10 protein-coding genes are annotated in these 14,022 nt (G+C 71.2%); 6 read left to right on the top strand and 4 right to left on the bottom strand.

Going from position 1 to position 14,022, the window contains the following annotated elements; translation table 11 throughout:
* Positions 1 to 21: 21 nt before the first annotated feature.
* From ACX9TP_RS32220 to ACX9TP_RS32210, 3 genes are read left to right on the top strand one after another with little or no spacing between them, the layout of a single operon-like run.
* Positions 22 to 4,386 (top strand): type I polyketide synthase, encoded by a 4,365-nt coding sequence (locus ACX9TP_RS32220; RefSeq protein ID WP_482974477.1) that lies wholly within the window; start codon positions 22 to 24, stop codon positions 4,384 to 4,386.
* On the top strand, positions 4,383 to 5,147 hold the full coding sequence (locus ACX9TP_RS32215) for an SDR family oxidoreductase (protein ID WP_482974476.1): 765 nt from the start codon (positions 4,383 to 4,385) through the stop codon (positions 5,145 to 5,147). The genes ACX9TP_RS32220 and ACX9TP_RS32215 overlap by 4 nt, the downstream gene beginning before the upstream one ends.
* On the top strand, positions 5,144 to 6,037 hold the full coding sequence (locus ACX9TP_RS32210; RefSeq protein WP_482974475.1) for a prephenate dehydrogenase dimerization domain-containing protein: 894 nt from the start codon (positions 5,144 to 5,146) through the stop codon (positions 6,035 to 6,037). Before ACX9TP_RS32215 ends, ACX9TP_RS32210 begins: the two co-directional genes overlap by 4 nt.
* A gap of 3 nt (positions 6,038 to 6,040) precedes the next feature.
* Here the strand turns inward: ACX9TP_RS32210 and ACX9TP_RS32205 are convergent, their stop codons facing one another.
* The 3 genes from ACX9TP_RS32205 to ACX9TP_RS32195 form a co-directional block, all read right to left on the bottom strand.
* The gene (locus ACX9TP_RS32205; RefSeq protein ID WP_482974474.1) at positions 6,041 to 7,501 is read right to left on the bottom strand and encodes an NAD(P)/FAD-dependent oxidoreductase; all 1,461 of its coding nucleotides are present in this window, start codon (positions 7,499 to 7,501) and stop codon (positions 6,041 to 6,043) included.
* A gap of 108 nt (positions 7,502 to 7,609) precedes the next feature.
* The gene (locus ACX9TP_RS32200) at positions 7,610 to 8,659 is read right to left on the bottom strand and encodes a 2-ketoarginine methyltransferase (RefSeq protein WP_482974473.1); all 1,050 of its coding nucleotides are present in this window, start codon (positions 8,657 to 8,659) and stop codon (positions 7,610 to 7,612) included.
* Complete coding sequence (locus ACX9TP_RS32195; RefSeq protein ID WP_482974472.1) at positions 8,656 to 9,525, bottom strand: SDR family NAD(P)-dependent oxidoreductase; 870 nt, start codon at positions 9,523 to 9,525, stop codon at positions 8,656 to 8,658. Before ACX9TP_RS32195 ends, ACX9TP_RS32200 begins: the two co-directional genes overlap by 4 nt.
* Before the next feature lie 88 nt (positions 9,526 to 9,613).
* On the opposite strand from ACX9TP_RS32195, the gene ACX9TP_RS32190 reads away from it, so the two are divergent.
* Positions 9,614 to 11,920, top strand: coding sequence for a M20/M25/M40 family metallo-hydrolase (locus ACX9TP_RS32190; RefSeq protein WP_482974471.1), 2,307 nt, complete (start codon positions 9,614 to 9,616; stop codon positions 11,918 to 11,920).
* A gap of 96 nt (positions 11,921 to 12,016) precedes the next feature.
* Here the strand turns inward: ACX9TP_RS32190 and ACX9TP_RS32185 are convergent, their stop codons facing one another.
* On the bottom strand, positions 12,017 to 12,310 hold the full coding sequence (locus tag ACX9TP_RS32185) for a hypothetical protein (RefSeq protein WP_482974470.1): 294 nt from the start codon (positions 12,308 to 12,310) through the stop codon (positions 12,017 to 12,019).
* An 82-nt stretch (positions 12,311 to 12,392) separates the two neighbouring features.
* Here ACX9TP_RS32185 and ACX9TP_RS32180 point away from each other — a divergent pair, with 82 nt between their 5' ends.
* Positions 12,393 to 12,656: a hypothetical protein gene (locus ACX9TP_RS32180; protein ID WP_482974469.1), complete on the top strand. Its 264-nt coding sequence runs from the start codon at positions 12,393 to 12,395 to the stop codon at positions 12,654 to 12,656.
* 328 nt (positions 12,657 to 12,984) lie between these two features.
* Positions 12,985 to 14,007, top strand: coding sequence for a 2,3-diaminopropionate biosynthesis protein SbnA (gene sbnA / locus ACX9TP_RS32175; protein ID WP_482974468.1), 1,023 nt, complete (start codon positions 12,985 to 12,987; stop codon positions 14,005 to 14,007).
* The last annotated feature ends 15 nt before the right edge of the window (positions 14,008 to 14,022 follow it).

Genomic DNA, 14,022 nt, shown 5'->3' with positions numbered 1-14,022 from the left:
GGGAGTGACGAAAACACGGGGATGGAGGTCGCCGTCATCGGCATGGCGGGACGGTTTCCCGGCGCGCCGGACATCGCCACCTTCTGGCGGAACCTGCGCGCGGGCGTGGAGTCCATCTCGTTCTTCAGCGAGGACGACGCGCGGGCGGCCGGCGTCCCCGAGTCGCTGCTGTCGAACCCGGACTACGTGAAGGCCTTCGGCGTGCTGGAGGGCGCCGAGGACTTCGACGCGCACTTCTTCGGGTACAACCCGCGCGAGGCGGAGACGCTGGACCCGCAGCAGCGGCTGTTCCTCGAGTGCGCGTGGGAGGCGCTGGAGAACGGCGGGTATGACCCGTCGCGCTACGAGCGGCCCATCGGCGTGTTCGCCGGAGCGGGGATGAACCTCTACCTGCTCCTCCACCTCTGGAACGGCCGCGTGCCGGAGGACCCGGCGGAGGCGCACCTGCTCTCGCTCGGCAACGAGAAGGACTACCTGGCCTCGCGCGTGGCCTACAAGCTGAACCTCCGCGGGCCCGCGCTCTCCGTCCAGACGGCGTGCTCGACGTCGCTCGTCGCCATCCACCTGGCCTGCCAGTCGCTGCTCAACGGCGAGTGTGACATGGCCCTGGCGGGAGGCGTGGGGCTGAGCCTGCCGCAGAAGTCCGGCTACCTGTTCCAGCCGGATGGCATCCAGTCCCCGGACGGCCACTGCCGGGCGTTCGACGCGAAGGCCGCGGGCACGGTGGGCGGCAACGGCCTGGGCGTCGTCCTGCTCAAGCGCCTGCAGGACGCGCTGGACGATGGCGACTCCATCCTCGCGGTGGTGAAGGGCTCGGCCATCAACAACGATGGCTCGGGGAAGATTGGCTTCACCGCGCCGGGCGTCGAGGGGCAGGCGGAGGTGATTCGCGCCGCGCTGTCGCTGGCGGAAGTCCCCCCGGAGAGCGTCTCCTTCATCGAGGCGCACGGCACGGGCACGGCGCTGGGCGACCCCGTCGAGTTCAAGGCGCTCGTGCGCGCCTACGGTGCCGGCGAGCCGGGACGGTGCGCGCTGGGCTCGCTCAAGACGAACATCGGCCACCTGGACGCGGCGGCGGGCGTGGCCGGCTTCATCAAGGCCGTGCTCGCGCTCCAGCACCGGGAGCTGCCGCCCACGCTGCACTTCGAGCAGCCGAACCCGCGCATCGACTTCGCGCACAGCCCCTTCTACGTGAATCGCGCGCTCCAGCCGTGGACCGTGCGGGGCGTGCGCCGGGCCGCGGTCAGCTCGCTCGGCATCGGCGGGACGAACGCGCACGTGGTGCTCGAAGAGGCTCCCGCGCGGAAGCAGGGCTCGCCGCCCCGACCGGCGGACCTGGTGGTGCTGTCCGCGCGGAGCCCGGAGGCGCTGGAGGCAGCGACGCAGCGGCTCGCCGCGCACCTGGAGGCCCACCCGGAGGTGCCGTTCGCGGACGTCTGCCACACGCTCCAGGCCGGCCGGCGCGCCTTCCCGTACCGCCGCGCGGTGAGCGGCCGCGGCGCCTCCGAGGTGGCCGCCGCGCTGAAGGCCCGCGACGCGTCGCGCGTGTGGAGCGGCCATGTGGAGGAGGAGGCGCGGCCCGTCTTCTTCCTCTTCCCGGGGCAGGGCAGTCAGCACCCGGGCATGGGCCGCGCCGAGTACGACGGCGCGCCCGTCTTCCGGCGGGTGGTGGACGAGGGCGCGGCGCTGCTGCGCCCCCATTTGCGCGGCCTGGACCTGCGCACGGTGCTGTACCCCCCGGCGGACCTGGCGGAGGGCGCGGCGCAGCGGCTCCAGGAGACGTGGCTCGCGCAGCCGGCGCTCTTCCTGGTGGAGTACGCGCTGGCCCGCCAGTGGATGGCGTGGGGCGTCCAGCCCGGGGGCATGCTGGGCCACAGCATCGGCGAGCTCGTCGCCGCGTGCGTGGCGGGCGTGCTCTCCTTCGAGGACGCGCTGGCGCTGGTGGCCGCGCGCGGGCGGCTGGTGCAGGACCTTCCCCGGGGGGCGATGCTCGCGGTGGAGCTGCCGGCGGAGCAGCTTCGCCCGCTCCTGGGGGACGCGCTGTCGCTGGCGGCCAGCAACGCCCCGGCGCTGTCCGTCGCTTCTGGAGAGGAAGCGGCCATCGCGGCGCTGGAGGCGCGGCTGGGGGAGCGCGGCGTGGGGTGCAAGCGGCTGCGCACCTCGCACGCCTTCCACTCGACGATGATGGAGCCGGCGCTGGCGGCCTTCGCCGCGCGGATGCGGCAGGTGCGGCTGAGCGCCCCCTCCCTCCCGTACGTCTCCAACGTCACCGGGACGTGGATTTCCGACGCGGAGGCGACGGACCCGGACTACTACGTGCGGCACCTGCGTGAGAGCGTGCGCTTCTCCGAGGGGCTCGACACGCTCCTTCGCGAGCGGCCCGTCCTGCTGGAGGTGGGGCCGGGCCGCGCGCTCGGGACGCTCGCGCGCCTGCAGCTGGGCTTCGATTCGAGGCGTCCCCCCGTGGCGTCACTGCGCCGCGAAGCGGACGCGGAGGACGCGGCGCCGCTGCTCGAGCCGCTCGGGCGCCTGTGGCTGTCCGGCGCGGCCATCGACTGGCGGGCGTACCGCGAGGGCGAGCGCCGGTACCGTGTGCCGCTGCCGTCGTATCCCTTCGAGCGCCAGCGCTGCTGGATTGAGCGGGCGGCCTCCGCCCCGGACATCCATGCGTCCGGAGCGGCCCGCTCGTCGGACGGCCTGTACGTCCCGACGTGGCGCGAGCTGCCGTCCCCAGCGCCCGACGCCGTCCGCGCCCGGGCGCCCATCGTCGTCTTCGCGGACGAGGACGGGCCCGGTGCGCGCGTGGCCGGGCACCTGGAGCGGCGGGGCTGCCGTGTCATCCGGGTGTCCACCGGAGCGCGCTTCGAGCAGCGGAGCGAGTCCGCGTACCAGCTCCGCCGCGACAGCGCGGAGGACCACCGCGCGCTCTGGGAGGCCCTGTCCGGCCTGGAGCCCGGCACGGTGGTCCACGCCTGGGGCGTGGGCGGTGAGCGGAGTGCCCCCGCCTTCGCAAGCCTCGTCCACCTGGCCCGGGCCCCTCGCGGCCGGGCCCTGCACGTGGACGTACTGACGGAGCGGCTCCACGCCGTCACGTCCGAGGAGCCGCTGGAGCCGGCCCGGGCCACGGCGCTCGGGCTGGCGCGGGTCCTCCCGCTGGAGCACCCGGACGTGAGCTGCCGCACCCTCGACGTGACGCCCGAGGCGTGGCGCGGTGCGCGCGCGGATGCGACGGCGGCCCGGGTGGCGGCGGAAGTCCTCGCCGTCCCCGAGCACCGGGCCGTCGCACTCCGAGGCGCGCAGCGCTGGGTGGAGGACTTCGCGGCCTTCCGTCCCGAGGCGGATGCGACGCCGGAGGGCAGTGCCAGCGTGGTGGTGGGTCCGCTGTCTGGACCGCTGCGCGCCTTCGCGGAGGCGCTCGCGGGAGTGCCCGGCGCGCGCCTCGTGGTGGCGGGTCCCGCGCAGCCGGAGGCGGTCCGCGCCCTGGAAGCCGCGGGTGCGACAGTCGTGCGGGTGGAGGTGGGCCCCACCGCCGAGGGCGTGCGGACCGCTCTTCGCACGGCGCGGGAGCGCTTCGGCCCGGTCCACGGGCTGGTGTTGGACCCGCTGGCGTATACGCCGCCAGAGCCGTGTGCGCTGGAGTCACTCGCCACGCGGCCGGAAGGCTCGCGGGCGCTGGAGCGGCTGCCCTTCCTGCGCGAGCTGGAGGCGGTGGTGCGGGACGAGGCGCCGCGCCGCTGCTGGCTCCAGTCGTCGCTCGCGACGGCGGTGGGAGCGCTGGGGCAGGCCGCGCCCGTCGCCGAGGCCGCCTTCGCCGAGGCGCTCGCCCATGAGGGCAGCCGCCACGGTGACACGGCCTGGACGGTGGTGGCCTGGGACTTGTGGGAGGAGGCGGGTGAAGCCCCACGTCGGGCCTCGGGCGTCCGGCCCTTGACTCATGCGGAAGGCGTGCGTGCCTCGCGGCGCATCCTGGCGGGCGGAGTCCCCTCCCGGGTGCTCGTGGCCACCGAGCCGCCGCTGGAGCGCCTGCGCCCGAGGCGGCCCGAGGCGGTGGAGGAGTCTGCCCGCCATGCGCGCCCGCGGCTCCAGACGCCCTACAAAGAGGCGGAGAACGAGACCGAGCAGCGCATCATCGAGCTCTGGCAGGAGCTGCTGGGCGTCGAGCGCATCGGCGTGGACGACGACTTCTTCGAGCTCGGCGGCCACTCGCTGCTCGCCACGCGAATCGCCGCGCGGCTCAAGGCCCTCTTCGGAGTCGAGGTGCCGCTGCGCAGGCTCTACGATGCGCCCACTGCTGCCCGGCTCGCGCTCGTCGTCGAGGAGCTCATCCTCGACGAGCTGGAGCGGGAGAACGCAAACCCACGGGAAGTCGAGGTTCGAGACACATGAAGCTGAACGAGCTGAGGTGCCTGGTGACGGGGGCGGCCAGCGGCCTGGGGCGCGCCATTGCCCTGGGGCTGTGCCGCGAGGGTGCGCGGGTGGCGGGGCTGGATGTGAATGAGGCGGGGCTGGCTGTGCTCCAGGACGAGGCGCGCGGGCTGCCGGGCCCGCTCCTCACCCTCCGGGCGGACGTGACGCGCGAGGAGGAAGTCGTCGGCGCGGTGAAGCGCGCGAGCGAGGAGTTCGGCTCCCTCAACGGCCTGGTGAACAACGCGGGCATCTACCGCGACGGCGTGCTGGTGAAGGTGGACCGCAATGGCCGGGTGCTGAAGATGCCGCGGGCCCAGTGGCAGGTGGTCATCGACACGGACCTCACCGGTCCCTACCTGCTGGCCCGCGAGGTGGCGGCCCAGATGATTGAGAAGAAGGTGCAGCCGGGCATCATCATCAACGTCTCGTCCATCTCCCGCGCGGGCGTGCCGGGGCAGTCGAACTACTCGGCGGCGAAGGCCGGCGTCGTCGCGGACGCGCGCGTGTGGGCGGAGGAGCTGGCCCCGTACGGCATCCGCGCGGCCGCCATTGCCCCGGGCTTCTTCAAGACGCCCATCCTCGAGGCGATGAAGCCCGAGACGATGGAGCAGTGGCTGGCGAAGATTCCGATGAAGCGCCTGGGCGAGCCCGAAGAGGTCTTCTCGGCCGTGCGCTTCATCGTCGAGTGCGAGTACTTCAACGGAAGCTGCCTGGAGCTGGACGGCGGGCTGCGCGCATGAGCGGCGACGCCCTGCTCGCGGACGTCGTATTGCTGGGCGCCAACGGGGCCTTCGGCCGGACGCTGGCGCGGCTCCTCCACTCCGAGGGCCTGCGGGTGACGGGGGTGGACCTGGCCCCGGAGGCGGCGGAGCCGGCCGCGCTGGCGAGCTATCTCCGCGGGGACGCAACGGCGCCGTCCGCCGAGGTGCTCGGCGCGCTCGCCGGGGCCGGCGTGGTGCTGGCCAGCCTCCACGAGGACGTGGCACTCCGCGCGCTCGGCGTCGTCCTGCCCGCGCTGCGGCCCGGGACGCTGTTCGTGGACACGCTCTCCATCAAGAGCGGGATTGCCGCGCGGGTGGCCGCCGCACGGGAAGACGTCGAGCACCTGGGCCTCAACCCGCTGTTCGGCCCCTCCGTGGGCTTCGCCGGGCAGAACGTGGCCGCGGTGTCCTCGCGCCGAGGCCCGCGGAGCGAGGCCTTCCTGGCGCTGGTGGAGAAGTGGGGCTCGCGCGTCACCGTCCTCTCCCCCGAGGGCCATGACCGCGCCATGGCCGCCATCCAGGTGGCCACGCACGCAGCCATCGTGTCCTTCGGCGCGGCGCTGCACGGACTGGGCTTCCAGGTGGACGAGCTGCGCCACGTCACCACGCCGCCGCACCGGCTGATGCTGGCGGCACTGGCGCGGCTGGCCACGGGCAACCCGGAGGTCTACTGGGAAATCCAGCACTCCAACCCGTTCGCCGCCGAGGCGCGGCAGGCGCTCCAGGACGGCGTCGGGCGGGTGGTGGACGTCACCGGGAGCGGCGACGCGGAGGCCTGGCGGGGCCTGCTCGGTGATTGCCGGCAGGCCCTGGGAGGCCAGGCGGAAGCGTTCGCCGCGCTGTGCGCCGAGCTCTTCCGCAAGGTGTGAGGCTCAGGCCCGGGTCAGCTCGCGCAGGTAGTTGCGGAAGAAGGGCACCCACTTCTCCCGGTCGTTGTCGATCATCGGGAGGAACTCGGGCGGCATGATGTGGTCCGACTCGAGCGCGTCGTAGATGCTGTTGGCGACGTTCCGGTACATCCGCGCGAAGGTGCGGTGCCAGCCGACGCGCGGAATGTTCATGCCGTGCTCGTAGCCCACCGCGGCGTAGTGCAGGACGGCGTCCTCCACCGCCTCCTCGCGGGTGCGCAGCGCCAGCGGCCGGCGCTCCGGCTTGAAGAGCTTGAAGAGGACCTCGTGCTGGGCCTGCTTGCCGAACATGCGCCGGGCCAGGTCCTGCGCGATGAGGGGCGACAGGTGGAGTCCGTCCCGGTAGGTGCCGGTGAGGATCCACAGGCCGGGAATGGACGTGTCACCGACGATGGGGCAGCCGTCGATGGGCACGGGGCGGTTGCCCGCGTTCATCGAGACGATTTGCGCCGAGTGGTACGCGTAGGCGCGGTTGAGCTGGTCCAGGGCGCACTCGAGCAGGAAGAGCACGTTGTTGGCCACGGGCTTCTCGAAGGGCCGCGGGACCACGTGGTTCGTCGCGCCCACGTAGACGCGCTTGTCGCCGCGGTGGACGGCGTGCAGGCCGCACGCGAAGGCGCGGTTGGGCGTGCGGATGACGCCCGCCGGGGCGGCCGCCTCGCTCTCCAGGACGATGGAGCAGCCACCGCCGGGGAACACCCGGGGGATGCGGCGCGCCAGGTCGGGGTGCTGGTCCAGCACGTTCTGCGTGTCCACGCCGGCCGCGAGCAGCACCTTGTCCGCGGACAGCGTCTGGCCGCTGGCCGTCACCACGCCGGCCAGCGTGGTCCCCTCCAGCTTCAGGGAGACGACGGAGTCATCGACCAGGGTGATGCGCTCGCTGCGGCGGGCGCTGGCGGTATACGCGTTGAGCAGCGCGCCGGAGTCCACGGTGCCCTCGCCCGGGATGAACAGGGCGCGCAGGGGGCGGCAGTCGTCCGCCGGGTCCAGGCCCGGAACCTTCCCCGGGTCGATCTCCTCGAAGGGCTCGTCGTACTTCGCGAGCGTCTGGCGGATCGCGTCGTAGTTCGCGTCCTCGATGGTGCCGGACATGTTGTTGTTGATGATGTACGTCCCGTTGCGGATGGTGACGCGGTCCTCCTGCGCGAGGCCGGCGTTCAGCCCCTCCACCCACTCGGGCCACAGCCGGGTGGCACGGTAGGCCAGGTCCACCTTGGTGCGGCCAATCTCCGTCTTCAGCAGCGTCGTGGTGATTTCACCGAAGCAACCCAGCATGGCGCCCGCGGCGACCGTCGCCGCGCGGGGACGCGCGGCGGGCCCCACGATGGCAACGCGGATGCCGGGCTCCTGGAGCGTCAGCGCCCGCGCCGTCGCGTTCGCCAGCACGCCATTGCCCACCACGATCACGTCGAATGAACGGCTCATCACTTCTCCTGGAACACGCAGCGGTTGCGAGGATGTGGGCCTGTGCTAGCACAGCAGGCGTGCTGCGGCCCAGACCCCGGGGACGACGCGACGGAACCGCCTGCCGGGCTAGCGGGCGCGGCGCAGCAGGAAGCCCACCACCAGCCCGGTGGAGTCCACGCGGCGGTCGATGGGCTGCTTCACCACCACCTCGAGCCCGCAGCGCGCGAAGAGCGACTCCCAGAACGAGTTGGGCTCCAGCCGCTGCGAGGTGAACGGGTGCAGCAGGTAGTACGGGTTGTAGAAGGCCAGGCCCAGCCCGTGGTGCATCAGCGTGGGGTCATCCAGGCGGTAGTCGACCTCCAGGGCGAGCAGGTGCATGGCCGGGAAGCGCTCGAACGCATCGCGGAGGAACTGCTCCACCGCCGCGTCGCCGCCCTGGCCCAGAATCTCCTGGAGGACGAACGCCACGACGCCGAAGTCCGCGGGGAAGTTCACCGGTGTCTTGACGAACTCCTGCGCGGGGGCACAGGTAATCTGGACGCGCTCCTTGAGGCCGTGCTTGCGCAGGTTCTCCTCGGCCACGTCACACCCGCCCCGGGAGGGCTCCACGCCCCAGCCTCGGGCCTCGGGGAAGCTCTTGCACAGCTCCACCAGGTACTGGCCGCTGCCACAGCCCAGGTCGAGCACGTGGCGGACGGTGCCCAGGTGGCGGCGCGCCATCGCGGAGGCCAGGGGGATGGTGTCCGTGGTGCTGATTTCATTGGCGCCGACGCCCACCTTCTTGCCATCCCGCGAGGCGGGGCCGGCCCCTGCCTTCAGCGCCTCGCCGAGCTGCATGAAGGTGCCCGCGTAGCCGCCGATGAACATGGTGTACCAGCCGCGGAACGCGTGGAGCTCGCGCGCCTTCGCGGTGAGGCGGAAGTGACCCTCGTCCTCCCGGAGGATGCCCTCGTTGCGGAGGTACTTCAGGAAGGCCTCCAGCCGCACCGCGTCCATGCCGTGCGCGCTCGCGAGGGCCTCGGTGGTGGCGCCATCGCGCGTCTCCAGCGTCGCGTACAGGCCCGTGTCGAAGAGGTGGTAGATGCCGACCGCGAGCACGTGCGCGCGGATGGGCTGGATGGCATCGATGATCCGGTCCTCGGTCGGCTCGGGAGACGGGGGGCGGGGAGGGGTCATGATGACTTCCTGGAGAACAGGCGGGCGAGCAGGCCCACGCGGGTGGAGGGCTCATTGAGCCAGTCCGGCAGCAACGTGCGCCGGAGGATCTTCATTCGCGCGGAGCGGCCGATGACGTAGCGCAGGCGCGGAGCGGGGGACAGGGCGGCATGGCGGATGGTGCTGGCGACCTCGGAGAGGTCCCCGCCCATGGACTCCAGCCAGCTCGCCACATCCGCCTCCATCCGCTGGGTGAGGGCGTAGTACGGCGACGCCGGGTCCAACGCGCGGGCGGCGAGCTTGCGGTTTCGGGTGAGGATGGCCGTCTTGTAGAAGCCGCCGGGCTCGATGATGGAGACGGAGATGCCGAACGGGCGCAGCTCGTAGCGCAGCGACTCGCTGAGTCCCTCCACGGCCCACTTCGACGAGCAGTAGGCCGAGTACCCCGGGCCGGCGAACCGCCCGGAGATGGACGAGACGTTGATGACGCGTCCGGAGCGCTGGCCGCGCATGGTGGGCAGCACGGCGCGGGTGACGGCGGCGAGCCCGAAGAAGTTGGTCTCGAACTGGCTGCGCAGCTCCTCCTCGGAGAGGTCCTCGAAGAACCCATCCATGGCGAAGCCGGCGTTGTTGACGAGCACGTCCAGGCGGCCGTCCGCGGCGAGCACGCCACGCACGGCCGAGTCGATGGAGGCGGGGTCCGTCACGTCCAGGCGGACCGTCTTCACCTGCACGCCCGCCTGGCGGGCGGCCTCGAGCAGGTCCGCGGAGCGGGAGGGCTCACGCATGGAGGCCCAGACCTGGAACCCGTTGCGCGCCAGCTCGATGGAGGTGAAGAGGCCGATACCGCTGGACGCCCCGGTGACGAGAGCAACGGGTGCGGCCATCAGGAGTTGCTCCAGCGGCGAGGGGGGCGCGCGGATTCGTGCTGCGTCGGCATGATATGGGCGCGGAGGATTCAACAGAACTCCGGACATGGCCAGCGAAACCCTCGCATCGAAACACCCTTCACTTCGAGCGTGGCTGTCCGCGCTCGCGGCCTGCGCACTGACGGTGCTGGCCGTGGTTCACGCCGCGCGGCCCGCGGCGTCAAGCGCCGCGGACGCACCGGCGGACGCGTTCTCCGAGGCGCGCGCGCTGCCGCTGGTGCGGCACCTCACCGAGGACATCGGACTGAGGGTGGTGGGGACGGAGGGCTCCCGGCGCGCGTCCGACGCGCTGGTGCGCCGGCTGCGCGAGATTCCGGGGCTGGAGGTCGAGGTCCAGGAGGTGTCGGGAGTGCGGGTGGGCTGGAGGGCGCTCGACTACCGCGTGAGGAACGTGCTCGCCAGGCTGCCGGGTGAGTCGCCGGAGGCGCTGCTCGTGTCGGCGCACTACGACTCGCCGCCGGAGAGCGTGGGAGCGGCGGATGATGCGGCGGGGGTGGCGGTGATGGTGGAGGTGGCGCGGGCGCTCGCCGCGTCGGGCCGGCTGCCGCGCACGGTGGTCTTCAACTTCAACGAAGGGGAGGAGGAGGGGCTGCTCGGGGCGGACGGATTCATGCGCCACCCGTGGGCGCGGGACGTGCGGGCCTTCATCAACCTGGAGGCCGCGGGAGCGCGGGGCAAGGCGCTGCTCTTCCAGGTGAGCGAGGGCGACGCCGTGATTGCCAGGGCGTACCAGCGGGCCTTCCCACAGCCGTGGGCGATGGCCGTCGCGCAGGACCTCTTCCAGGGGGGACTGGTGCCGTCGGATACGGACTTCCGAGTGTACCAGGAGCACGGGCTGCGGGGCGTGGACCTCGCGTTCTACGAGGACGGGTACGCGTACCACACGGCGCTGGACCGGCCGGAGCGGCTGGAGCCGGGTGGAATCCAGCAATTGGGCGAGGGTGTCCTGGCGCTGGTGCGTGAGCTGGCGCGGACGCCGCTGCGGACGCCCGGGGACACGTCCGAGCCGGTCGTCTTCTACGACGTGCTCGGCAGGTGGATGGTGGTCCACTCGCGCACGGCGGCGGTGGGGCTCGCGGTGGCAGTCACGTTGCTCGCGCTCGCGGTGCTGGGGGTGGGGCTGCGGCGTGGGGTGCTCCAGGGCCGGCGGCTCGTCGGTGGCGTGGGGCGGGGCGCGTGCATGTTTGTGGCGGGAGTGGCGGTCCCCGTGCTGGCGGCGCTGGGGCTGATGCTGCTGGGGCGGACGCATGGGTGGTACGCGCATCCCTGGCTGGCGGTGGTGGGCTTTGGCGCGCTGTCGCTGGCGGGCGGGCTGGGCGCTGGGGGGCTCATGCCCCGTGGACGGGGCGAGCCCGAGGAGGAGCGGGCGACGCACGGCGCGGCGGGGGCGGTGGTGCTCTGGCTGGTGGCTTTGTGGGTGCTGAGCGCCGCGGGGCTGGGGTCGGCCTACCTGGCGCTGTGGATGGCGGCGGGGGCGGCCCTGGTGCTCGCGGTGCGGATGTTCCTGCCACGAGTGGGGGTGCCGGTGCAGTGGTGGCTGCTGGTGCCGCCGCTGTGCGTGCTGGGGCAGTTCGTGCGGTGCATCCTGGTCTTCTTCATTCCGGCTGCGGGCCGCATGTCGCTGGGTGTCTCATTCGAGCCGGTGATTGCGGGCGTCGTGGGGCTGGGAGGCGCGGCGGCCCTGCTGCTCGCGGTGGGGCCATTGTGGGCCTCGGGTGCGAGGAAGCGGGTGATGGGAGCTGCGGCGCTCGTGGGAGTGGCCGGGTGGGTCGCCATGGCGGTGGTTCCCGTCTACGACGCGGAGCACCCGAAGCGGATCCGCGCGGAGCACAGGGTGGGGGCGGAGGGGCAGCGGTGGTGGTTGCTGGACGAGGACGCTCCCGCGCTGGAGCACGCGCTGCGCGGGGAGGGGTGTTCCCGGGTCGAGGCAGGCTGGCGAGGTGATGAGGCCTGTGAGAGCGCGCTGGAGCGCGCGACCGTGGTGGACGCGGGCATGCGGGTGCTCTCGTCGGAGGGTGGGGCGGGAGGGCTGCGCACGGTGTCGTTGGAGGTCGAGGCGCGGGGGGCCTTCGCCATCGACGTCACGGTGCCTTCGCAGTCCGTGGCTGCATGGACGTCACCGTTGCCGCAGTTGTTCGCGCCGGAGGACCCGTACACGGTCCGAGTGATTGCCCCACCCGCGGAGGGCTGGAAGACGACGCTCACGCTGAAGGGGGCCGGGCCGGTGCCCGTGTCCATCGAGCGGCGATACCTCGCGACTGGGGCACTTCAGAAGGAGTTGGAGGCGATGCTCCAGCCGTGGACCACGGCGGACCTCGTCGTGGTGGAGACGGCGAGCGCGTCACTCCCGTGAGGACGGGGTGCGCACTCTGTGGCGAAGGCCCCCCGCCTGGCCAGCGACCCATAGATCGCAAGCGCACGTCGGGCATCGTGCCCTGCGTGCGATTTTTCAGGAGACGAGCTTCGAGCCGACGACGCGCAGGAGAGATGAGAGCCAGACCAGGGCATAGGCCATTGGAGGGCGTTGGCCGGACGCGATCTTCGTCACCTCGTTCCAGTCATCGGACAACTGCCCCATCGTCAGCTCGGACTCGGGTGGGGGCGCGTACGCCGAGTACAGATGCTTCTCCGGGATGCTCCAGTAGAAATCCTCCGTGACTTCGATCTCCGTGCGGCCAGTTTGCTCCAGATGGTCGAACAGGGCGTCTGCCGCTCGTCGCAGTTTGGAAAGCTGAATCTTCACGGTTCTCCTCCCAGGTCCCTGATGGCCTTCTCGAAGGCTCGGCTCTCGTCTTCCAGGTGTCGGTTCTCATTCGAAGCAGCGCATGGCCTTGAATTCCAGGGTTGAGAAGACGATGGCAGTGCTGGGGTCGCTGGTAGGCTCTCGCTTCTGGAGTCCGATGCCAGGGTTGCAGGTACGCAGGAATGGCAGCATCGCCAACAGCGTGGTTCTTCGCATCGTCGTTGAAAGCCTTGAGCCCATTCATATTCATATCGAACAGGGCTACGCAGACAGGGATTCCGCCAATGCATGGAGCAGTGCGACGGAAGCCTGGTTTGACGACTACAACCGCTGTCACCCGCCCTAGGGCCACATAATGCAGTCACCCCGCGAGCTCCGCACTGCCAACTCTCAGCCTTGAGCTGTCTGGTTTGACGAGAGTAACTCCAATCGGCTGAACCCATTCACGCGACAACTCCCTTGACGCTCACCGAAGCCTGCTCCCCGCACGTGTTTCGGATTGTCACAAGCGCGTCTCAGCTCGGTACTCGAGCCATCGCCGCGCGTCTAAACGTTTCTTGACAGTTCCGAGTTAACCAGGGTACTCGTCGCCGCGAATCGATTTTGAAAATCGTTCTCAATATCAAATTACAGCCCGGCGCGAAGTGGCGCCCGGGCGCTGAAGGGCTCCATCCATGGTCCATGACTCCGTGGCCAGTTGCATTGGCAAGACGCCGTTGGTCCACCTCCGCCGGCTGTTCCCACCCGAGCGTGGGCCCTCGGTCATCGCGAAGCTCGAGTTGCTCAACCCGGGTGGGAGCGTGAAGGACCGGCCCGCGCGCTTCATCGTCGAGCAGGGGCTGAAGGACGGCACCATTCGTAAGGGGACGCACCTGGTCGAGAGCACGTCCGGGAATCTGGGCATCGCCCTGGCGATGATGGCGCGCGTCCATGGGCTGACCTTCACCAGCGTGGTGGACCCGAAGATTTCGCAGACCAACCTGCGCATCCTGAAGTCCTCCGGCGCCCGCATCGACATGGTCAGCGAGCCGGACGACCAGGGCGGCTACCTGAAGACTCGCATTCGTCGGGTGCAAGAGCTGCTGGAAAAGACGCCCGGCAGCGTGTGGATCAACCAGTACGCGAACCAGCTCAACTGGCAGGCACACTTCCACGGCGCGGGCAGCGAAATCGTCGAGGAGCTCGACGCGCCCATCGACTACCTGGTGGCTTCGGTGAGCACTACCGGCACCATCCTGGGGCTCGCAAGGCGGCTCCGGAAGGAGTTCCCGCGGCTGCGCGTCATCGCGGTGGACGCGGTGGGCTCCGTCATCTTCGGCACGCAGCCGGCCCCACGAGATTTGCCCGGCATTGGCTCGAGCCGCGTCCCCGAGCTGCTGTGCAGAGAAGAAATCGACGAGTTCATCCTGGTCAACGACTGGGAGTCCGTCATGGGGTGTCGGGAGCTGCTCACCCATGAGGGCATCTTCGCCGGCGGGTCCTCGGGGGCGGTTGTCGCCGCCATCCGCAAGCTCGAGCCCACGTTGCCCGCTGGCAGCCGGGTGCTGACCCTGTTTCCAGACCGGGGGGACCGCTACCTGGACCTGTTCTCCGACGAAGACTGGCTGTCGAAAATCCGCCTCCGCGCCGAGCAGCAGGTCCCCATGAGCGTCCCGCTTCCCCTGTCCATTCCCCCGCGCAAGGCGCAATCCGCCTGAGAAGGAGTGCATCCT

This window comes from Pyxidicoccus sp. M15 (assembly GCF_056858435.1).
Note: the sequence above shows the minus strand (reverse complement) of the source record. Positions and strands in the feature narration are given on the sequence as shown.

Excerpts from the sequence above, each read along its gene's own strand:
- ACX9TP_RS32215 (WP_482974476.1), top strand. The coding sequence starts at position 4,383 with ATGAAGCTGAACGAGCTGAGGTGCCTGGTGACGGGGGCGGCCAGCGGC.
- ACX9TP_RS32180 (WP_482974469.1), top strand. The coding sequence starts at position 12,393 with ATGGCCTTGAATTCCAGGGTTGAGAAGACGATGGCAGTGCTGGGGTCG.
- ACX9TP_RS32190 (WP_482974471.1), top strand. The coding sequence starts at position 9,614 with ATGGCCAGCGAAACCCTCGCATCGAAACACCCTTCACTTCGAGCGTGG.
- ACX9TP_RS32200 (WP_482974473.1), bottom strand. The coding sequence starts at position 8,659 with ATGACCCCTCCCCGCCCCCCGTCTCCCGAGCCGACCGAGGACCGGATC.
- ACX9TP_RS32205 (WP_482974474.1), bottom strand. The coding sequence starts at position 7,501 with ATGAGCCGTTCATTCGACGTGATCGTGGTGGGCAATGGCGTGCTGGCG.
- ACX9TP_RS32195 (WP_482974472.1), bottom strand. The coding sequence starts at position 9,525 with ATGGCCGCACCCGTTGCTCTCGTCACCGGGGCGTCCAGCGGTATCGGC.
- sbnA (WP_482974468.1), top strand. The coding sequence starts at position 12,985 with ATGGTCCATGACTCCGTGGCCAGTTGCATTGGCAAGACGCCGTTGGTC.
- ACX9TP_RS32210 (WP_482974475.1), top strand. The coding sequence starts at position 5,144 with ATGAGCGGCGACGCCCTGCTCGCGGACGTCGTATTGCTGGGCGCCAAC.
- ACX9TP_RS32220 (WP_482974477.1), top strand. The coding sequence starts at position 22 with ATGGAGGTCGCCGTCATCGGCATGGCGGGACGGTTTCCCGGCGCGCCG.